We start from the raw sequence: 19,741 nt of genomic DNA, 5'->3' as shown, positions 1-19,741 counted from the left end.
TCCGTTTAGCAGAACTGTAGTTATTTTTCATAATCGACCCCGCCACTATGAGCGACTTTTTAGGGAGATGCTGCGTGGGCGCTCCAGCCAACCACCCTCTCCATCCGGGACAATCTCGATGACGTCAATTTGAGCCTCATCTACAGTCACAATGCGCCCGTGATTACGCCCCAGATAGTCACCCACCTTAACTCGGTGAACTCCTCCAGCCCCATTAACGAGACCATATACACCCGAATCGTTCTGAAGAGTTCCGACCATCTCAAAGACTTCGATATTGAACCCTTCAAGGAATTGCTTCACTCGAGTCTCGTCTGGCTTGATATCTTTCGAGCCCTTGCTCCGGCTGGCCAACTCGACCTTCACAGGGGGCTGGAAGGGGTTACGCAGCGAAGCCGCACTATAAGTAAAGGGCTCATATGGTAAGAACTTAGGCAGCGGCTCAATGCTCCCTTTCGGCCGCGCACGCGCATCATCCATATATTGGCGCAAATCAGAGAAATCCTCCCCCCCCGCGCAACCAGACAGCAACAAAACACTGAGCAGCACACTCACGCTACGGGAGTAAATCATTTCTTAAGCCCCCCCTCGTTATAGCGATAGGTCTTAGCTAAAACACTCATAGCCAAACGAGAATTACCGCCATCACCCTCGGTGAGCTTAATATCAAAATCGTGCAGAGTAACAATCCTAGGAAGACTGGCCACTGCGCTGACAAAAGTTGCCAAATCGTGATAAGAACCCACAACCGATATTTGAATAGGCAACTCAATATAGAACTGCTGGACGCTTTCCGGCTGAAGCTTAATCTCCTCAAACTCGAGACCGCTTTCTAAGCCAGTTCGAGTTATATCCTCCAACAGCCCTGGCACCTCAGTATCACTTGGCAATTGGCGCAGCAGCATGCCAAAGGACTCTTCCATTTCTTTCATCTGCACGCGATATGCATCCAGATTCGCAGCCTGAGCAGCCTTATCAGAAAACTCGCGCTTCAGACTCTCTTCTTGAGCCTGCCTCCCCTGCAACTGCCCCTGCAAATCCTGCAGATAAAAGTAATAACCAAGACCAAGCCCTGCAACAAACAAGAGCAAGCACGTAATGACTTTGATCGGCAGCGGCCAAGAGCCAAGATTATTAGCATCAAGCTCGGAAAGATCTACCTTCCGTAACGATTCTACGGCGTCCGAAAGACTCATGATTTCTTACCTGACTTCTTTTGACGGGCCTTACCACCTGCAGCCTTCCCAGTCGACACAGACTCTTCCTCAAGCACCCCCGGACGCGTTTGCTTTACCGTCAGTTTAAAGACATTAGCCTGATCAACTTCACCCGCAGTTATCGCTTTAACTTCTGCCAAATTAGGCGACTTAAGCCATTCAGAAGCATCCAAGTTTCGCATCAAGCTAGAAACACGATTATTCGATTCAGCACTACCAACAATCGAAATTAAATCACCCTTACGATCAATCGCCGTAAAGAACACCCCATCCGGCAGCGTCCTCACAAGCTGATCAAAAATATGCCCGATAATCGGCCGATTACCCTGCAAGTCCTGAATAATCTTCATCCGCTCAAGGAGCTGAGCGCGCCGCTCTCTCAGATCCTTAATTTCTGCAATCCGAGCATCAAGAGCCGCAATTTCTCTTTTCACATAGTTATTGCGGGCATTTTGCTGCTCAATTGCAGAGTTAAGATACTGCCCACCCAAAAAGACCAGCCCACCCGCGACCAAGAGAACACCGCCCATTGCAGCAATGAACCGCTGCTTACGCTCCTCTCGAAGCTGCTCGCGCCAAGGAAGTAAGTTAATCCGCGCCATTAGTCGAAACTCCTCATCGCCAGACCGCAGGCAATCATCAACGACGGCGCATCGCTAGCCAGCGCACCGGCATTGACTTTGCCACCCAGAGCCATATCGGCGAAGGGATTGGCAACCAAGGTGGGAGTGCCGATCTTTTGCTGGATCAAGCGATCCAGATCGGGAATGGATGCGGTGCCGCCAGCCAGGAGAATGTAATCCACATCATTGAACTGGCCAGCAGCAAAGAAGAACTGCAACGAGCGTGAAACCTGCTGAACCACAGCCTCCTTGAATGGCTGCAGCACTTCGCTCTCGTAATCGTCCGGCAGACCGCCTTGCTTCTTGGCAAGACCAGCTTCTTCGACCGAGAGCCCATAGCGGCGCTGAATTTCTTCGGTCAACTGACGACCGCCAAAGAGCTGTTCGCGGGTATAGATGGTGCGCCCGTGATGCAGAACACTCAGAGTGGTCATGGTGGCGCCAATATCGACAACCGCCACGGTCAGCTCATCGGTGTTGCCGCCCAACTGCGACTCAAGCAGGCCGTAGGCACGCTCCAGCGCGTACGCTTCGACGTCAACAACCTTCGCAGTCAGACCGGAGAGACCAAGGGCAGCTTCGCGCACCTCGACGTTCTCCTTTCGACAAGCTGCCAGAAGCACTTCGACTCGCTCGGGATTGCGCGCGGACACCCCCTGAACCTCGAAGTCGATGGCAACCTCTTCAAGAGGATAAGGAATGTACTGATCAGCTTCGATCTTCAGCTGGTTTTCCAGCTCGTCATCGTTGAGCCCAGCTTCCATCTCGATGGTCTTAGTGATCACCGCAGAGCCTGCCACAGCGACGGCGGCAGTACGCACGCCGGTCTTGGCTTTGCTCAGAACGCGCGAAAGGGCCTGCCCGACCCCTTCCAGCTCCGCGATGTTCTTCTCGACTACAGCATTTGGGGGGAGCGGCTCGACGGCGTAGGCCTCTACCTTGTAGCGGCTTCCGGAGCGACTCAATTCAAGGAGCTTCACCGAGGTCGAACTGATGTCGATCCCCAGAAGCGTGTTCGCTTTCTTATTGAAGAGCCCTAGCACGACCGATTTCCTATCTGCATCCGAGACTTACGGACTATTTATGTTTTTCCACATTAAATAGCAGTCTTGACAGAAGCGCAAATGGCTCCCCTGCAAAAAAACCGCTTATAATGTGAACAGTTTTCCTCTTTTCGCACCGCGCACCACTTAACCCATTCTTTTATCTGGAATTCCAAGAACCTTGATGCGTTTGCTGAAGTTTTTCTGGTGGTCCTGCGTCGCCGCTTTTTGCGGGTTAGTGCTCAGTTTCAGTGGGGCCTTTCTCTATCTTAGCCCTGGCTTGCCTTCCGTCGAATCGTTACGCAGCATCCAGCTGCAGATACCGCTGCGGGTGTATAGCACCGACGGCAAGCTGATCGCCGAATTCGGAGAGATGCGCCGCTCGCCGATTCGCTTCGACGACATCCCGCAGGACTTCATCCGCGCCCTCCTGGCGGCCGAGGATGACAATTTCGCCAACCATTATGGCGTCGACTTCACCAGCCTGATGCGCGCTGCTACGCAGTTATTGGCCAGCGGCCACATCCAGACCGGGGGAAGCACCATCACCATGCAGGTGGCGAAGAACTTCTTCCTCACCAACGAGCGCAGCTTCTCGCGCAAGATCAATGAAATCCTGCTGGCGTTACAGATCGAGCGTGAGCTGAGCAAAAACGAGATCCTCGAGCTCTACGTCAACAAGATCTACCTGGGCAACCGCGCCTACGGTGTCGAGGCTGCCGCCCAGGTCTACTACGGCAAATCCATCCGCGACCTGAGCCTCGGCCAGCTGGCGATGATCGCTGGCCTGCCCAAGGCACCTTCGCGCTACAACCCCTTGGTCAATCCGCAGCGCAGCAAGGAGCGACGCGACTGGATTCTCGGCCGCATGCTCAAGCTCGGCGCCATCGACCAGGCGCGCTACCAGGCCGCCATGGCCGAGCCCATCGACGCCCGCCACCACGTGCAACCGATCGAGCTGAATGCCCCCTACATCGCCGAAATGGCTCGCGCCGAGATGGTCGGCCGCTATGGCAGCGACGCCTACACCGAAGGCTTCCGCGTCACCACCAGCGTACCGTCCAGCCTGCAGGACGCCGCCAATCGCTCCCTGCACGACGGCCTGATCGCCTACGACCAGCGCCATGGCTTCCGCGGCCCGGAGACCCGCCTCCCCGGCCTCACCCGTGAGGCCTGGCAGCAGGAGCTGGCCAAGCACAAGAGCATCGGCGGCCTGCAGCCCGCGATCGTCACCCAGGTGGAGAAGAGCGGCATCATGGTCCTGCTGCGCAGCGGCGAGGAGCAGCCGGTGGCCTGGGACAGCATGAAATGGGCCCGCCCCTTCCTCAACACCAACAGCCTGGGGCCGCGCCCGCAGTCGCCGGCCGATGTCGCGCAGATCGGCGACCTGGTACGTGTCGAGGCAGACGCCGAGAACGGCACCCTGCTGTTCCGCCAGATTCCTGCGGCGCAGAGCGCGCTGGTATCTCTCGACCCGCAAAACGGCGCAATCCGCGCACTGGTCGGCGGCTTCTCCTTCGAGCAGAGCAACTACAACCGCGCTGCCCAGGCCAAGCGCCAGCCGGGCTCGAGCTTCAAGCCCTTCATCTATAGCGCAGCGCTCGATGCCGGCTTCACCGCCTCCAGCCTGGTCAACGATGCCCCCATCGTGTTCCAGGAGGCCGGCATGGAAGAAGCCTGGCGCCCGAAGAACGACAACAACACCTTCCTCGGCCCGATCCGCCTACGCGAGGCGCTGTACAAGTCGCGCAACCTGGTGTCGATCCGCCTGCTGCAGACCATCGGCATCGACTACACCCTCGACTACATCAGCACCTTCGGCTTCAACCGCCAGGAGCTGCCGCGCAACCTGTCCCTGGCCCTCGGCACCGCCGGCCTGACGCCGCTGGAAATCGCCGGCGGCTGGAGCGCCTTCGCCAACGGCGGGCGCAAGATCCAGCCGTACCTGATCGAGCGCATCGATAGCCGTGACGGTAAGCCACTGTTCATCGCCAACCCTCCGCGCACGCCGGAAAGCGCGCAGCTGGTCGAGGAGCAGAATGCTGCCCTGCTGATCGAGGAGCCCAACGCCGAGACGCAACAGCCCGTATTGGCCGAGCAGATCATCGACGAGCGCACCGCCTACATCATGACCAGCATGCTGCAGGACGTAATCAAGCGCGGCACCGGCCGCCGCGCGCTGTCCATGGGCCGTGGCGACCTGGCCGGCAAGACCGGCACCACCAACGAGTCCAAGGACAGCTGGTTCTCCGGCTACAACGCCGACTACATGACCACCGTCTGGGTCGGCTTCGACCAGCCGGAGAGCCTGGGCCGCCATGAGTACGGCGGCACCGTGGCCCTGCCGATCTGGATGAGCTACATGGGAGAAGCCCTGAAGGACAAGCCGGATCACCTGCCGCCGGAGCCAGCCGGCCTGCTCAGCCTGCGCGTCGACCCGGTGAGCGGCCGCGCCGCCTCGCCCGGCACGCCGGATGCCTACTTCGAGCTGTTCAAGAGCGAGGATTCGCCGCCACCGATGAGCGAGCTGGACCCGGCACTGGGCATCCCTGGCAGCCCGCTGCCAGGCGACGAGTCGGCACCGATCGACCTGTTCTGATCGGTACAGGACCAGCAATAAAAAAGCCCCGCATTGCGGGGCTTTTTTATTGCACGGTGATCAGCCGTTGAACACTTCGTCCACCGACTTCAGCGGATAGTGCTTCGGATAGGGCAGGGTCGCCACACCGCTCTCGATCGCAGCCTTGGCCACGGCGTCGGCCACCACGGTGATCAGGCGTGCATCCATCGGCTTCGGAATGATGTACTCGCGACCGAAGCTCAGCTCGATGCCGCCGTAGGCGTCGCAGACTTCCTGCGGTACCGGCAGCTTGGCCAGTTCACGCAGGGCGTTGGCGGCGGCGATCTTCATTTCCTCGTTGATGCGGGTGGCGCGTACGTCCAGGGCACCGCGGAAGATGAAGGGGAAGCCGAGCACGTTGTTGACCTGGTTCGGGTAGTCGGAACGACCGGTGGCCATGATCACGTCGTTGCGGGTGGCATGCGCCAGCTCCGGCTTGATTTCCGGGTCCGGGTTGGAGCAGGCGAAGACGATCGGGTTCGGCGCCATGCGCTGCAGATCATCCGGGCTCAGCAGGTTGGCACCGGACAGGCCGACGAACACGTCGGCGCCTTCCAGCGCGTCAGCCAGGCTGCGCTTGTCGGTAGCGTGGGCGAATACCGCCTTGTACTGGTTGAGATCGTCACGACCGGCGTGGATCACGCCCTTGCGGTCGAGCATGTAGATGTTCTCGACCTGAGCACCCATGCTCACCAGCAGTTTCATGCAGGAGATAGCCGCAGCGCCGGCGCCGAGGCAGACGATCTTGGCGTCGGCCAGGGTCTTGCCGGCGATTTCCAGGGCGTTGAGCATGCCGGCCGCGGTCACGATCGCGGTGCCGTGCTGGTCATCGTGGAACACCGGGATGTCGCACTGTTCGATCAGCGCGCGCTCGATCTCGAAGCACTCGGGCGCCTTGATGTCTTCGAGGTTGATGCCACCGAAGGTGATGGAGATGCGCTTGACGGTGTCGATGAAGGCCTGCGGGCTCTCGGAGTCGACTTCGATGTCGAATACGTCGATGCCGGCGAAGCGCTTGAACAGCACGCCCTTGCCTTCCATCACCGGCTTGGAGGCCAGCGGGCCGAGGTTGCCCAGGCCGAGGATAGCGGTGCCATCGGAAATCACTGCAACCAGGTTGCCCTTGCCGGTGTAGCGATAGGCCAGTTCGGCATCGCGGGCGATCTCGCGTACCGGCTCTGCCACACCCGGGCTGTAGGCCAGGGACAGGTCACGGGCGGTGACGGTGGGCTTGGTCAGTTCGACGCTGAGTTTGCCCGGGCGGGGCTGAGCGTGATACTCGAGAGCGGCAGTTTTCAGATCAGACATTTCGGCTATTTCCGCTTTGCAGTGACAGGCAGGCGGCCGAGCATACGCAAAGTGCTCAAGGCCCACAAGATCGGGGCTCGCGGCGATTCAGCGAACCACCTTGAGCCAATCGCCAGGTTGTGGCTGACCGGTCGGATACAGACCGTTGAGCAGGCGCAAGCGCTTCAGCTTGTCGCCCTCGCCGCCCATCTGTCGGCTCAACTCCTCCAGACTCTGTCCGGCCTTGAGCTGTACCAGATGCAGGCGCCAGGGCTGACCCTGCTCACGCTCGCCGGCCTGCAGGGGGCGGAAGCTGCGCACCACCTGCATGAACTGTTCGTCGGCACTCTCCAGCGAGGCGCGACCTTTGACCGCACCGACGAAGAGGAAGGCCTCGCGATCTCGCACGATCACCGCCACCCGCTTGGCGCCGTTGCCCTGCAGCACGCCGGTCGTCACATCCAGGCCGTTCTGCTTGAGGCTCTGCTCGCCGGTCAGACCGCGGCCGCCGGTACGCTCGCGAATGAACGACTGCGAGTCGGTCTTCTCCTTCAGCCCCTGCATGCTCATGACCAGGAAAGCCTGCTCGTCGCCACTGTGGACGATCACCGCATCCGGCCGATTGATCAGCCCCCAGCCCTGCGGGAAGGCCAGGGTGAAGTCCAGGCCGACATGGTAGAAGCGCTGGCCGCGCTGCACGCCAGCCTCGGCCGAGTCGCCGAAGGGCATGCCGTCGATCATCTTCAGGTACGCATCGCGCCCCACCTCGCCCTTGCCGCTGACCAGCGGGCTGGCCGAAGCCACTACCTGGCGCAGACGAGTGTCGTTGTCCGGGTGGGTATCGAACAGGCCGTGATAGCCGGCCGGCGCTGCTTCCTGGCCCTTGGCCTGGGCCTCGTCACGGGCGAAGTCCTCCTGGCTCTTGAGCACCTTGACCACTTCGATCATCGCCTGCGGGTCGTAACCGCTGCGCGCCAGGTACTGGGCACCGAAGCCGTCGGCCTCCAGCTCCATGTCGCGGCCATAGCCCCGCACGAAGGCGGTGCCCAGCGCATTGGTCACGTCACCCGCGGCGCCGACGCCTGTACCTATGGCCACCGCCTGGCCGAGGATGCCCCAGGCCGTGGACTGGCTCTGCTGGCGCACACTGTGGCGGGCGGTGACGTGACCGACCTCGTGACCGAGCACGGCGGCCAGCTCTGCCTCGGAGCCCAGGTAGGCCATCAGGCCGCGATGGATGTAGATGTGCCCGCCGGGAATGGCGAAGGCGTTGATGTCCGGCGAGTCGACGACGGTGAAGCGATAGTCGAGGTTGCCGCGGTGGCTGTTACGCGCGACCCGCTCGCCGACCCGCTGCACATAGGCCTGCAGCTTCTCGTCGGCATAGCGCGGATACTGCTTGGCGATCTCCTCGGCGTAGTTGCGCCCCAGGTCGATCTCCTGCTCCTCGCTCATCATCACGAAGTCGGTCTTGCCGGTGGCCGGGTTGACCGCGCAACCGACGAGCTGGAACAGCAGGGGCAACAGCAGGAACAGACGCAGCTTCATGGCAACACCTCGAGCATGGCTGCATGGGTCAACGGCAGCATCCAGCGGGCCTGCTCCGCTTGTACGCCGCCACGCCGCGAGCGGTCAATCACCCAGCCACGCGCCTCGATTTCACGTCCGGCCAGGCGCTGTAAGGCAGCCACATCGAAATGGCGCAGCAGCTTGAGCTCGACGCGCAGCACCAGCGGGCCGTCCATTTCGATCCACAGGCTACCGCGATTGCGCTGTACCCGCTCGACCTTGCCACGCACCAGGGCGAAGCCGCCGCTGCGCAGATCGAAGGGAGTGGTGACTCGCGCCTGTTGCCAGAGACCGACGCGCTGCTCGCGCGCCTCATCCTCGGCGCTGCGCTGGCAGTCTTCGAGGCCGGTGGCCGGTTCGAATGCCACGCGGTAGCCCAGCCCCTCGGCCAGCAGCTGTGCTTCCAGATTGTGTCCACCGCCGTCGTAAGCGTGAGCCAAAGTGCGACCGTAGTGGTCACGGGCCTTGGTGCCGACACGCAAGCCAACGCGCCCGTCATTGGCCGCCACCAGCGCCTGCAGGCGCCTGGTCGCCGCCTCGGCGAAGGGCTCGGCCGGGCGGCCGTCACGCGCACGCTCCGGCGCGTTGATGCCGATCAGGCGCACGCTGCGGCCATCGGCCAGGCGCAGGGTATCGCCGTCCACCACCTTGGCCACGCGTTGCGGCGCCAGGTCGCTGGCCAGTGGGCAGAAGGCCTGAGCCGGGGAAACCAGGCAGACAGAAACGAAAAAGGCGCCCACCAGGGACGCCTTCTTCAGCAATGTGGCTTGCACCACTATTCGGCTTACTTGCTGCCGAACACGCCGAAACGCTGCTTGAAGCGATCGATACGGCCGCCGGTATCCAGCATCTTCTGCTTGCCGGTGTAGAACGGGTGGCACTCGGAGCAAACGTCGAGGCTCATCGGCTTGCACAGGGTCGAACGGGTCTTGATCACGTTGCCGCAGCTGCAGGTGGCGACCATTTCTTCGTATTGCGGATGGATATCGGCTTTCATCGTATTTTCCTCGGTTTAAGTGTGCCGCCACTCGGCTCGCTGCCAAGTACCGCACGGAAATAGGCCGCGCACTATACCAGACCAACACCCCCACGCAAGCCGGCGGCGATCCTGGGCGACGTGCGGCCGTGCTAGCATCGCCGCCTCGCTACTGGAGCCTGCTGTGCCCGACACCATCCTGCGCCTCGCCCTGCCCTCGCCACTGCGCCGCCTGTTCGACTACCTGGCGCCACAAGGCGTGCCGCGTGCGGCGCTGCAGCCCGGCGCGCGCCTGCGTGTGTCGTTTGGCCGGCGCGAAGTGATCGGCGTACTGGTGGAGCTGGCCGACAGCACCGACGTGCCGCGGGACAAGCTCAAGCCGGCCCTGGAACTGCTCGACCGCACCCCGCCACTGCCGGCGCCGCTGTTCAAGCTGTGCCTGTGGACGGCCCAGTACTACCAGCACAGCCTCGGCGACACCCTGAGTTGGGCCCTGCCAGTGCTGCTGCGCCAGGGCGAGCCCGCCGAAGTACGCCAGGAGCGCTACTGGCACGCAACCGAAGGCGCCAGCCCGGAAGACCCGCGCCTGGCCCGCGCGCCGCGCCAGCGCGAAGCGTTGCGCGCCCTGGCCCAGCATCACCACGGCGTACCGCATGCACTGCTGAGCAAACTGCAGCTGAACAAGGACAGCCTCGACCTGCTGCTGGAGAAGGGCCTGGCCCGCGTCGAGGTACGCCGCAGTGCGCCACTGGAGCGCCACGGCGGCTGGCTGGCGCAACCGGAGCTGCCACTCAATGCCGAACAGCGCGCCGCCTTCAATGCCGTGCAGTCCGGCATGGGCGACTTCGGCGCCTACCTGCTGTACGGCGTCACCGGCAGCGGCAAGACCGAGGTTTACCTGCAGCTGATCCGCCATTGTCTGGAAGCCGGTCAGCAGGCGCTGGTGCTGATCCCCGAGATCAACCTGGGGCCGCAGACGGTCGAGCGCTTCGCCCGCCGCTTCAATGCACGCATCGCCCTGCTGCATTCCGGGGTCAATGATCGCGAGCGCCTGGACGCCTGGCTGGCGGCGCGTGACGGCGAGGCCGACATCGTGATCGGCACCCGCTCGGCGCTGTTCACGCCACTGAAGAACCCCGGCCTGATCATCGTCGACGAGGAACACGACGCTTCCTATAAGCAGCAGGAAGGCCTGCGCTACCACGCCCGCGACCTGGCCCTGGTGCGCGCGCGCCAGGAGAGCCTGCCGATCGTGCTCGGCTCGGCCACGCCCTCGCTGGAGAGCCTGCACAACGCCCATGCCGGACGCTACGCCCTGCTCAAGCTGACCCAGCGTGCCGGTGGCGCCCAGCAGCCACGCTTCCTGCGCCTGGACGTGAAGAGCCTGCCGCTCGACGCCGGCATCTCCGGGCCGCTGCAGCAGGCCATTCGCCAGACGCTGGAAGCCGGCCAGCAGGTGCTGGTATTCCTCAACCGCCGCGGCTTCGCGCCCACCCTGCTGTGTCATGACTGCGGTTGGATCAGCCAGTGTCCGCGCTGCGACGCGCGCATGACCCTGCACCAGCGCCACAACGAGCTGCGCTGCCACCACTGCGGCCATGTCGAGCGGCCGCCGCGCAACTGCCCGGAGTGCAACCAGGTCGACCTGCGCCCGGTCGGCGCCGGCACCGAGCGTGCCGAGGAGCGTCTGGCGCTGCTCTTCCCGCAGTTCCCGGTGCTGCGCATCGACCGCGACAGCACCTCGCGCAAGGGCTCCATGGACAAGCTGTTCGCCACCATCAACAAGGGCGAGCCGTGCATCCTGGTCGGCACCCAGATGCTCGCCAAGGGTCACCACTTCCCACGCGTGACCCTGGTGGCGATCCTCGACGCCGACGGCGGCCTGTTCTCCGCCGACTTCCGCGCCAGCGAGCGCATGGCCCAGCTCACCGTGCAGGTGGCCGGGCGTGCCGGGCGCGCCGAGGAACCGGGCAAGGTGATCATCCAGAGCCACCTGGCCGACCATCCGCTGCTGGTGCAGCTCACCGAGCAGGGCTATCCGGCATTCGCCGAGCAGGCCCTGAGCGAGCGCCGCGGTGCCGGCCTGCCGCCCTTCGCCCATCTCGCCCTGCTGCGCGGCGAGGCGCACAAGCCGGGCCAGGCCGAGGGCTTCCTCGACCAGGCCTGCACCTATGCCGAGCAACTGCGCGACGAACTGCATCTGGCCGGCATCGAACTGCTCGGCCCGGTACCGGCGCCGATGGAGCGCCGCGCCGGGCGCTTCCGCGCGCAGTTGCTGCTGCAGTGCGCCAGCCGCGCGCCGCTGCACAAGCTGCTGGCCCACTGGCTGCCGATCCTCGAGGCCATGCCCGAGGGCCGCGCGGTGCGCTGGTCGCTGGACGTCGACCCGATCGACCTGTTCTAGCCCGATCCCAATCACGAGCGACGAGGCCCCGCCTGCGGGTGGCCTGCTGCGGATGGCTGCCTCTATAATGCGCAGTTTTCGACCAGCCGCGGCCGACCGAGCAGACCATGAAAGACACGATTCGCCACCTGATCCAGCAAGCCCTGACCAGCCTGACCACCGAGGGCGTGCTGCCCGAGGGCCTGACTCCGGCGATCCAGGTGGAGAACACCAAGGACAAGAGCAACGGCGACTTCGCCAGCAACATCGCCATGATGTTGGCCAAGCCGGCCGGCATGAAGCCGCGCGACCTGGCCGAAAAGCTGGTCGCCGCGCTGCCGGCCGACGCCGGCATCAGCAAGGTGGACATCGCCGGCCCCGGCTTCCTCAACTTCTTCCAGAACAGCGACGCCCTGGCCGATCGCCTGGAGGCCGCCCTGGCCGACGCCAAGCTAGGCGTACGCAAGAACGGCGCGGCGCAGCGCGTGGTGGTCGACCTGTCGGCGCCCAACCTGGCCAAGGAGATGCACGTTGGCCACCTGCGCTCGACCATCATCGGTGACAGCGTGGCACGCGTGCTGGAGTTCCTCGGCGACACGGTGATCCGCCAGAACCACGTGGGCGACTGGGGCACCCAGTTCGGCATGCTGCTGGCCTACATGCAGGAAAACCCGGCTGCCGCCGAGAGCGAGCTGGCCGACCTGGAAGGTTTCTACCGCGCCGCCAAGAAGCGCTTCGACGAGTCCGCCGAGTTCGCCGACCGCGCCCGCGAGTTGGTGGTCAAGCTGCAGGCTGGCGACGCCGAGTGCCTGCGCCTGTGGAACCGCTTCAACGACATCTCCCTGAGCCACTGCCAGGCGCTCTACGACCGCCTGGGCGTGAAACTCAGCATGGCCGACGTCAAGGGCGAGAGCGCCTACAACGACGACCTACCCAACGTCATCGCCGACCTGCAGGCCAAGGGCCTGCTGACCGAGGACAATGGCGCCCAGTGCGTGTTCATGGACGAGTTCAAGAACTCGGAAGGCAACCCGCTGCCGCTGATCGTGCAGAAGGCCGGTGGCGGCTACCTGTACGCCACCACAGACCTGGCCGCCACCCGCTACCGCGCCGGTGTACTGAAGGCCGACCGCGCCCTGTACTTCGTCGACCAGCGCCAGGCTCTGCACTTCCAGATGGTCTTCGCCGCTGCGCGCCTGGCCGGCTTCGTGCCTGCCAGCTTCGAGATGGAGCACATGGGCTTCGGCACCATGAACGGCCCGGACGGCCGCCCGTTCAAGACCCGCGACGGCGGCACCGTGAAGCTGGTCGAGTTGCTCGACGAAGCCGAGCAGCGCGCCTACACCCTGGTCAAGGGCAAGAACCCGGACCTCGGCGAAGACGAGCTGCGCGAGATCGCCCGCGTGGTCGGCATCGCCTCGGTGAAGTACGCCGACCTGTCCAAGCACCGCACCAGCGACTACAGCTTCAACTTCGAGCTGATGCTCAGCTTCGAGGGCAACACCGCGCCCTACCTGCTGTACGCCTACACCCGCGTGGCCAGCGTGTTCCGCAAGCTGGGCAAGGATGTCAGCGAGATCGGCGGCAAGATCGCCCTGGTCACCGACCAGGAGCAGGCGCTGGGCGCCAAGCTGGCGCAGTTCAACGAGCTGCTCGCCAGCGTCGCCGAAAAAGGCACCCCGCACCTGCTGTGCAGCTACCTGTACGACCTGGCAGGCCTGTTCTCCAGCTTCTACGAGAACTGCCCGATCCTCAGTGCCGAGGATGAAGCCACCCAGCAGAGCCGCCTGCGCCTGGCCGCCCTGACCGGCCGCACCCTCAAGCAGGGCCTGGAACTGCTCGGCCTGCCGACCCTGGAGCGCATGTAAGTGGCGGCAGCGAAGAAGAAGCCCGCTCCCAAGCGCGGCGCGAGCCGCTACCAGGCGCCGGCGAAGAAGCCGGTGCCGGGCTGGGTGTGGCTGGCCTGCGGCCTGGTCATCGGCGGCTTCTTCATGTTCCTGTTCAGCCTGGAGCCGGGCCGCGACGACGTGAAGCGGGCCAAGCCCGAGGAGCAGAAGCGCGCCGCCGAGCAGCAGAAGAAGCCGCAGGTGGCCGCCGAGCCGACCAAGCCCAAGTACGACTTCTACACGCTGCTGCCGGAGTCCGAGGTCATAGTGCCGCCGGACTCCCTGCCGCCGGCCGACGCGCCCAAGCCACCAGAAACCAAGCCGGTGACGCCGGAAGAAGCAGCGAAGATCGACGCCGCCCGCGCCGAGGCCCTGCTCAATGGCCAGACTCCGCCTCCGCCGCCCGTGGTGGCCAAGGCGCCGGTCACCACCCAGTTCTTCCTGCAGGCCGGCTCGTTCCGCAAGCGCGAGGACGCCGACAAGGTGCGCGCGCAGATCCTCCTGCTCGGCGAGAACGTGCAGGTGGAGTCCGGCAAGGTGCGCGAGGAGAACTGGTTCCGCGTGCTGGTCGGGCCCTACGCCAGCCGTGAACAGCTGGCGGCCGCGCAGAAGCAGCTGGCCGGCAGCGGCTTCAGCAATCTCTTGCTACAACAGCGGCAGAGCCGCTGAGCCATCAAGTTGCCCGCTCCGGTTGAAAAGCCGGACGGGCCACCCCATCTGATCTCCATTCGGGCATATCAGCCCCGCTGCGTGGAGATTCACCCTTGACCACCATCGTTTCAGTCCGCCGCAACGGCAAAGTCGTCATGGGCGGCGACGGCCAGGTTTCCCTCGGCAACACCGTGATGAAGGGCAACGCCAAGAAGGTCCGGCGCCTCTACCACGGCCAGGTGCTGGCCGGTTTCGCCGGCGCCACCGCCGACGCCTTCACCCTGTTCGAACGCTTCGAGGGCCAGCTGGAGAAACACCAGGGCCATCTGGTGCGCGCCGCCGTCGAGCTGGCCAAGGACTGGCGTACCGATCGTTCGCTGAGCCGCCTGGAAGCCATGCTGGCAGTGGCCAACAAGGACGCATCCTTGATCATCACCGGCAACGGCGACGTGGTCGAACCCGAACACGGCCTGATCGCCATGGGCTCCGGCGGCGGTTTCGCCCAGGCCGCGGCCATGGCCCTGCTGCAGAAGACCGACCTGAGTGCGCGTGAAATCACCGAGGCGGCATTGAACATTGCCGGTTCCATCTGTGTCTTCACTAACCAGAACCTGACTATCGAAGAGGAAGACTGCGCCGAGTAAGCGCGGTTTCTGCTGGAGCAAGCCTGCATGCCCATGACCCCCCGTGAAATCGTGTCCGAGCTGGACCGCCACATCATTGGCCAGGACGACGCCAAGCGCGCCGTGGCCATCGCCCTGCGCAACCGCTGGCGGCGCATGCAGCTGCCGGCCGAGCTGCGCCAGGAAGTGACACCGAAAAACATCCTGATGATCGGCCCCACCGGCGTCGGCAAGACCGAGATCGCCCGCCGCCTGGCCAAGCTGGCCAACGCACCGTTCCTCAAGGTGGAAGCGACCAAGTTCACCGAGGTCGGCTATGTCGGCCGTGACGTCGAATCGATCATCCGCGACCTGGCCGATGCCGCGCTCAAGCTGCTGCGCGAGCAGGAAGTGCAGAAGATGAGCCACCGCGCCGAGGACGCCGCCGAGGAACGCATTCTCGACGCCCTGCTGCCGCCAGCCCGTGTCGGCTTCAACGACGACCCGGCGCCGACCCAGGACTCCAACACCCGCCAGCTGTTCCGCAAGCGCCTGCGCGAGGGCCAGCTGGACGACAAGGAAATCGACATCGAGGTGGCCGAACAGCCGGCCGGCGTCGAGATCATGACCCCGCCGGGCATGGAGGAGATGACCAGCCAGCTGCAGAATCTGTTCTCCGGCCTGACCAAGGGCAAGAAGAAGAGTCGCAAGCTCAAGGTCAAGGAAGCCTTCAAGCTGGTGCGCGACGAGGAAGCCGCGCGCCTGGTCAATGAAGAAGACCTCAAGGCCCGCGCCCTGGAATCGGTCGAGCAGCACGGCATCGTGTTCATCGACGAGATCGACAAGGTCGCCAAGCGCGCCAACGTCGGCGGCGCCGACGTGTCCCGCGAGGGTGTGCAGCGCGACCTGCTGCCGCTGATCGAAGGCTGCACCGTCAACACCAAGCTGGGCATGGTCAAGACCGACCACATCCTGTTCATCGCCTCCGGCGCCTTCCACCTGGCCAAGCCCAGCGACCTGGTGCCCGAACTGCAGGGCCGCCTGCCGATCCGCGTCGAGCTCAAGCCGCTGTCGCCCGAGGACTTCGAGCGCATCCTCACCGAGCCGCACGCGGCGCTGACCGAGCAGTACAGCGAGCTGCTGAAAACCGAAGGGCTGAACATCGAGTTCGCTGCCGACGGCATCAAGCGCATCGCCGAGATCGCCTGGCAGGTCAACGAGAAGACCGAGAACATCGGCGCCCGTCGCCTGCACACCCTGCTCGAACGCCTGCTGGAGGAAGTCTCCTTCAGCGCCGGCGACCTGGCCGGCCAGCAGAACGGCGAACCGATCCGCATCGACGCCGACTACGTCAACGGCCACCTCGGCGAGCTGGCGAAGGACGAAGACCTGTCGCGCTACATTCTCTGATGCGCGCGCGGAGTGGATAATGCGTTATCCACCCCGCTTCAGGACTCCCCGCGATGCGCATGCCCACCGCCATCAAACTGCACAAGGCCTCCCGCACCCTGGAGCTGGCTTATGGTGACGAACGCTACAGCCTCGGCGCCGAATTCCTGCGCGTGCACTCGCCCTCGGCCGAGGTGCAGGGCCACGGCAAGCCGATCCTCCAGCATGGCAAGCTGAACGTCGCGCTGAGCCGCGTCGAGCCGGCCGGCAACTATGCACTGAAACTGTGCTTCGACGATGGCCACGACAGCGGCCTGTATACCTGGGACTACCTCTACCAGCTCGCTACCCGCCAGGAACAGCTGTGGGCCGACTATCTGGAACAGCTGGCCGCCGCCGGCAAGTCACGCGATCCGAGCGAGTCGGTCGTGCGCCTGATGCTCTGAACCGCCTCGCCGAAAAATTTTTGCCAGGCTCTGGCACGCCACTTCCGTCATATTGCCTTCACGCCTAGAGCGCATTTTCTAATCGCGCTCGGCATACTCCCGCGCGCCGCACAGCAGCTACTCGCGCGCTTGCGCAAAAATGGAAACTCGGGTAACCAAGGAACTGGCAGGTTCCATGCATTTGCCCTGGGCAGATGCGAAGAATGCGCGGAGATCAATCCGCACCCGGCAACCCGAGCAGTACCAGCCCTTCGCCCTGTGCCCTTCACACAGCTAGTTGGTATTTGCCTCAGGACAATGGAGCGTCGTAGATGGCTTACAAGAATAACGAAGACCTGCATCGCCAAGCCTCGGAGAACACCTTGGGTTTGAACCCGGTGATTGGCTTGCGCGGCAAGGACCTACTCACTTCTGCCCGAATGGTGCTGGCCCAGGCCATCAAGCAACCCTTTCATAGCGCCAAGCACGTCACCCACTTCGCCCTCGAGCTGAAGAACGTCGTGCTCGGCCAGTCCGAACTGGCCCCGGATGCGGACGACCGCCGCTTCGCCGACCCGGCCTGGAGCCAGAACCCGCTGTACCGCCGCTACCTGCAGACCTACCTGGCCTGGCGCCGGGAGCTGCACGAGTGGATCGAGGACAGCAACCTCACCGAGCAGGACACCAGTCGCGGCCACTTCGTCATCAACCTGATGACCGAGGCCATGGCCCCGACCAACAGCATGGCCCACCCGGCGGCCGTGAAGCGCTTCTTCGAAACCGGCGGCAAGAGCCTGCTGGATGGCCTCTCCCACCTGGCCAAGGACATCGTCAACAACGGCGGCATGCCCAGCCAGGTGAAGATGGATGCCTTCGAGGTCGGCAAGAACCTGGCCACCAGCGAAGGCGCGGTGGTGTTCCGCAATGACCTGCTGGAACTGATCCAGTACAAGCCGACCACCGAGCAGGTGCACGAGCGGCCGCTGCTGGTGGTGCCGCCGCAGATCAACAAGTTCTACGTATTCGACCTGTCGCCGGAGAAGAGCGTCGCCCGCTTCCTCCTGCGCAACGGCGTGCAGACCTTCGTGGTGAGCTGGCGCAACCCGACCAAGGCCCAACGCGAATGGGGCCTGTCGACCTACATCGAGGCGCTCAAGGAAGCCGTCGACGTGGTCACCGCCATCACCGGCAGCAAGGACATCAACATGCTCGGTGCCTGCTCCGGCGGCATCACCATCTCCTCGCTGCTCGGCCACTACGCCGCCCTGGGCGAGAAGAAGGTCAACTCGATGACCCTGCTGGTCAGCGTGCTGGACACCAAGCTCGACACCCAGGTCGCCCTGTTCGCCGACGAGAAGACCCTCGAGGCCGCCAAGCGCCGCTCCTACCAATCCGGCGTGCTGGAAGGCAAGGACATGGCCAAGGTCTTCGCCTGGATGCGCCCCAACGACCTGATCTGGAACTACTGGGTCAACAACTACCTGCTGGGCAACGAGCCGCCGGTGTTCGACATCCTCTACTGGAACAACGACACCACCCGCCTGCCCGCCGCCCTGCACGGCGACCTGATCGAGCTGTTCAAGACCAACCCGCTGACCCGCCCCAATGCCCTGGAAGTCTGCGGCACGCCGATCGACCTCAAGCAGGTCACCAGCGACATCTACTGCGTAGCCGGCACCACCGACCACATCACCCCGTGGGAAGCCTGCTACAAGTCCTCGCTGCTGTTCGGCGGCAAGGTCGAGTTCGTGCTATCCAACAGCGGCCACATCCAGAGCATCCTCAACCCGCCGGGCAACCCCAAGGCACGCTTCTCCACCAGCGAGCAGGCACCGAACTCGCGCCAGTGGCTGGAAAACGCCACCAAGCACGCGGACTCCTGGTGGCTGCACTGGCAGCAGTGGCTGGCCGAGCGCTCGGGCAAGATGAAGAAGGCGCCCGCTGCGCTGGGCAACAAGGCCCATGCACCGGGCGAGGCCTCGCCGGGGACCTACGTACACGAACGCTGAGTTATAACTTCTGTAAGCGCTGAGCTTTGCGCAGTAATGCCCGCGGCACCCGGAAGTGCCGCACGCCGCCCCGGGCCGATGCTCGTGGCGGCGCCCGCCACGGGGCGGGAGACTGGCGAGCGGCCCAGGAGGGACGCTCTCCGCAGATCCATGTATAGGGCCTAGCGCATGCCGCAACCTTTCGCATTTCGCTCCATCGAGCTGGATGGCCAGATCATCCGCACCGCCGTCCGTCCGGGCAGTAGCAGCCTCACGCCGCTGCTGATCTTCAACGGCATCGGCGCCAACCTGGAGCTGGTGATGCCCTTCGTCCAGGCGCTCGACCCCGACCTGGAAGTGATCGCCTTCGACGTTCCCGGCGTCGGCGGCTCGTCTACGCCGAGCACACCGTATCGCTTCCCCGGCCTGGCCAAGCTGGCCGCGCGCATGCTCGACTACCTGGACTATGGCCAGGTCAACGCCATCGGCGTGTCCTGGGGCGGCGCGCTGGCGCAGCAGTTCGCCCACGACTACCCGGAGCGCTGCAAGAAGCTGGTGCTGGCCGCCACCTCGGCCGGCGCGGTGATGGTGCCGGGCAAGCCCAAGGTGCTCTGGCGCATGGCCAGCCCCAAACGCTACATCCAACCTTCCTACGGCGTGCACATTGCCCCGGACATCTACGGCGGCGCTTTCCGCCGCGACCCCAAGCTGGCCCTGGCACACGCCAGCAAGGTCCGTTCGGGCGGCAAGATGGGTTACTACTGGCAGCTGTTCGCCGGCCTCGGCTGGACCAGCATCCACTGGCTGCATCGCATTCGCCAACCTACGCTGGTACTGGCGGGCGACGACGATCCACTCATCCCGCTGGTCAACATGCGCCTGCTGGCCTGGCGCATTCCCAATTCGGAACTTCACGTGATCGACGACGGTCACCTGTTCCTCGTGACGCGCGCCGAAGCAGTGGCGCCGATCATCATGAAATTCCTGCAGGAGGAACGGCAGCGCGCAGTCATGCATCCGCAGCCGCAACCGATCCGCAGTCACTGATCGCACAACAGTAGTGCTACACCGGCCGGCCCGCC

17 protein-coding genes are annotated in these 19,741 nt (G+C 64.0%); 9 read left to right on the top strand and 8 right to left on the bottom strand.

All coding sequences use genetic code 11. The features are described from left to right. Positions 1 to 45: 45 nt before the first annotated feature. Genes pilP through PTT45_RS21310 form a run of 4 tightly spaced genes read right to left on the bottom strand, consistent with a single transcriptional unit; the run spans position 46 to position 2,883 of the window. Positions 46 to 573, bottom strand: a complete 528-nt coding sequence (gene pilP / locus PTT45_RS21325) for a type 4a pilus biogenesis lipoprotein PilP (RefSeq protein ID WP_273815996.1) — start codon at positions 571 to 573, stop codon at positions 46 to 48. Further along, positions 570 to 1,196 (bottom strand): type 4a pilus biogenesis protein PilO, encoded by a 627-nt coding sequence (gene pilO, locus PTT45_RS21320; protein ID WP_273815995.1) that lies wholly within the window; start codon positions 1,194 to 1,196, stop codon positions 570 to 572. The genes pilP and pilO overlap by 4 nt, the downstream gene beginning before the upstream one ends. Next, complete coding sequence (locus tag PTT45_RS21315) at positions 1,193 to 1,819, bottom strand: PilN domain-containing protein (RefSeq protein WP_273815994.1); 627 nt, start codon at positions 1,817 to 1,819, stop codon at positions 1,193 to 1,195. The genes pilO and PTT45_RS21315 overlap by 4 nt, the downstream gene beginning before the upstream one ends. Continuing rightward, positions 1,819 to 2,883 carry a pilus assembly protein PilM gene (locus PTT45_RS21310; RefSeq protein WP_273815993.1) on the bottom strand — a complete coding sequence of 355 codons (1,065 nt, stop codon included), beginning with the start codon at positions 2,881 to 2,883 and terminating at the stop codon, positions 1,819 to 1,821. Before PTT45_RS21310 ends, PTT45_RS21315 begins: the two co-directional genes overlap by 1 nt. Positions 2,884 to 3,067: 184 nt before the next feature. On the opposite strand from PTT45_RS21310, the gene PTT45_RS21305 reads away from it, so the two are divergent. Continuing rightward, positions 3,068 to 5,482 carry a penicillin-binding protein 1A gene (locus PTT45_RS21305; protein ID WP_443218220.1) on the top strand — a complete coding sequence of 805 codons (2,415 nt, stop codon included), beginning with the start codon at positions 3,068 to 3,070 and terminating at the stop codon, positions 5,480 to 5,482. 60 nt (positions 5,483 to 5,542) lie between these two features. Here PTT45_RS21305 and PTT45_RS21300 read toward each other — a convergent pair whose 3' ends face one another. From PTT45_RS21300 to rpmE, 4 genes are all read right to left on the bottom strand, one after another. Further along, positions 5,543 to 6,811: a malic enzyme-like NAD(P)-binding protein gene (locus PTT45_RS21300; protein ID WP_273815991.1), complete on the bottom strand. Its 1,269-nt coding sequence runs from the start codon at positions 6,809 to 6,811 to the stop codon at positions 5,543 to 5,545. Positions 6,812 to 6,898: 87 nt separating this feature from the next. Continuing rightward, positions 6,899 to 8,338 carry a M48 family metalloprotease gene (locus tag PTT45_RS21295; RefSeq protein ID WP_273815990.1) on the bottom strand — a complete coding sequence of 480 codons (1,440 nt, stop codon included), beginning with the start codon at positions 8,336 to 8,338 and terminating at the stop codon, positions 6,899 to 6,901. Beyond that, the gene (locus tag PTT45_RS21290; RefSeq protein ID WP_273815989.1) at positions 8,335 to 9,135 is read right to left on the bottom strand and encodes a thermonuclease family protein; all 801 of its coding nucleotides are present in this window, start codon (positions 9,133 to 9,135) and stop codon (positions 8,335 to 8,337) included. Before PTT45_RS21290 ends, PTT45_RS21295 begins: the two co-directional genes overlap by 4 nt. Positions 9,136 to 9,143: 8 nt before the next feature. Further along, positions 9,144 to 9,356, bottom strand: coding sequence for a 50S ribosomal protein L31 (gene rpmE, locus PTT45_RS21285; protein ID WP_043311131.1), 213 nt, complete (start codon positions 9,354 to 9,356; stop codon positions 9,144 to 9,146). Between the two features lie 163 nt (positions 9,357 to 9,519). On the opposite strand from rpmE, the gene PTT45_RS21280 reads away from it, so the two are divergent. The 8 genes from PTT45_RS21280 to phaZ all read left to right on the top strand — a co-directional run bounded on the left by PTT45_RS21280 (position 9,520) and on the right by phaZ (position 19,706). Next, a complete protein-coding gene (locus PTT45_RS21280) occupies positions 9,520 to 11,739 on the top strand; it encodes a primosomal protein N' (RefSeq protein WP_273815988.1) in 2,220 nt (739 codons plus the stop codon). A 107-nt stretch (positions 11,740 to 11,846) separates the two neighbouring features. Next, on the top strand, positions 11,847 to 13,586 hold the full coding sequence (gene argS, locus PTT45_RS21275; protein WP_273815987.1) for an arginine--tRNA ligase: 1,740 nt from the start codon (positions 11,847 to 11,849) through the stop codon (positions 13,584 to 13,586). Beyond that, positions 13,587 to 14,273: an SPOR domain-containing protein gene (locus tag PTT45_RS21270; protein WP_273815986.1), complete on the top strand. Its 687-nt coding sequence runs from the start codon at positions 13,587 to 13,589 to the stop codon at positions 14,271 to 14,273. A 95-nt stretch (positions 14,274 to 14,368) separates the two neighbouring features. Beyond that, positions 14,369 to 14,899 (top strand): ATP-dependent protease subunit HslV, encoded by a 531-nt coding sequence (gene hslV, locus PTT45_RS21265; RefSeq protein ID WP_273815985.1) that lies wholly within the window; start codon positions 14,369 to 14,371, stop codon positions 14,897 to 14,899. A 27-nt stretch (positions 14,900 to 14,926) separates the two neighbouring features. Further along, positions 14,927 to 16,267, top strand: coding sequence for an ATP-dependent protease ATPase subunit HslU (gene hslU / locus PTT45_RS21260; protein ID WP_273815984.1), 1,341 nt, complete (start codon positions 14,927 to 14,929; stop codon positions 16,265 to 16,267). A gap of 53 nt (positions 16,268 to 16,320) precedes the next feature. Further along, positions 16,321 to 16,692, top strand: a complete 372-nt coding sequence (locus PTT45_RS21255) for a DUF971 domain-containing protein (protein ID WP_273815983.1) — start codon at positions 16,321 to 16,323, stop codon at positions 16,690 to 16,692. Between the two features lie 311 nt (positions 16,693 to 17,003). After that, positions 17,004 to 18,680 (top strand): class II poly(R)-hydroxyalkanoic acid synthase, encoded by a 1,677-nt coding sequence (gene phaC, locus PTT45_RS21250; protein ID WP_273815982.1) that lies wholly within the window; start codon positions 17,004 to 17,006, stop codon positions 18,678 to 18,680. Positions 18,681 to 18,848: 168 nt separating this feature from the next. Next, positions 18,849 to 19,706: a poly(3-hydroxyalkanoate) depolymerase gene (gene phaZ, locus PTT45_RS21245; RefSeq protein ID WP_043311618.1), complete on the top strand. Its 858-nt coding sequence runs from the start codon at positions 18,849 to 18,851 to the stop codon at positions 19,704 to 19,706. The last annotated feature ends 35 nt before the right edge of the window (positions 19,707 to 19,741 follow it).

The sequence above is a fragment of the Pseudomonas sp. Gutcm_11s genome (assembly GCF_028649395.1).
Classification (GTDB): Bacteria; Pseudomonadota; Gammaproteobacteria; order Pseudomonadales; family Pseudomonadaceae; genus Aquipseudomonas.
This window is presented reverse-complemented; position numbering and strand designations above follow the sequence as displayed.

What these genes read in the sequence shown, in the direction of transcription:
- rpmE (WP_043311131.1), bottom strand. Translation starts at nt 9,356, where the DNA reads ATGAAAGCCGATATCCATCCGCAATACGAAGAAATGGTCGCCACCTGC.
- PTT45_RS21295 (WP_273815990.1), bottom strand. Translation starts at nt 8,338, where the DNA reads ATGAAGCTGCGTCTGTTCCTGCTGTTGCCCCTGCTGTTCCAGCTCGTC.
- PTT45_RS21305 (WP_443218220.1), top strand. Translation starts at nt 3,068, where the DNA reads ATGCGTTTGCTGAAGTTTTTCTGGTGGTCCTGCGTCGCCGCTTTTTGC.
- pilP (WP_273815996.1), bottom strand. Translation starts at nt 573, where the DNA reads ATGATTTACTCCCGTAGCGTGAGTGTGCTGCTCAGTGTTTTGTTGCTG.
- PTT45_RS21300 (WP_273815991.1), bottom strand. Translation starts at nt 6,811, where the DNA reads ATGTCTGATCTGAAAACTGCCGCTCTCGAGTATCACGCTCAGCCCCGC.
- PTT45_RS21255 (WP_273815983.1), top strand. Translation starts at nt 16,321, where the DNA reads ATGCGCATGCCCACCGCCATCAAACTGCACAAGGCCTCCCGCACCCTG.
- hslU (WP_273815984.1), top strand. Translation starts at nt 14,927, where the DNA reads ATGCCCATGACCCCCCGTGAAATCGTGTCCGAGCTGGACCGCCACATC.
- argS (WP_273815987.1), top strand. Translation starts at nt 11,847, where the DNA reads ATGAAAGACACGATTCGCCACCTGATCCAGCAAGCCCTGACCAGCCTG.
- pilO (WP_273815995.1), bottom strand. Translation starts at nt 1,196, where the DNA reads ATGAGTCTTTCGGACGCCGTAGAATCGTTACGGAAGGTAGATCTTTCC.
- phaZ (WP_043311618.1), top strand. Translation starts at nt 18,849, where the DNA reads ATGCCGCAACCTTTCGCATTTCGCTCCATCGAGCTGGATGGCCAGATC.
- PTT45_RS21315 (WP_273815994.1), bottom strand. Translation starts at nt 1,819, where the DNA reads ATGGCGCGGATTAACTTACTTCCTTGGCGCGAGCAGCTTCGAGAGGAG.
- phaC (WP_273815982.1), top strand. Translation starts at nt 17,004, where the DNA reads ATGGCTTACAAGAATAACGAAGACCTGCATCGCCAAGCCTCGGAGAAC.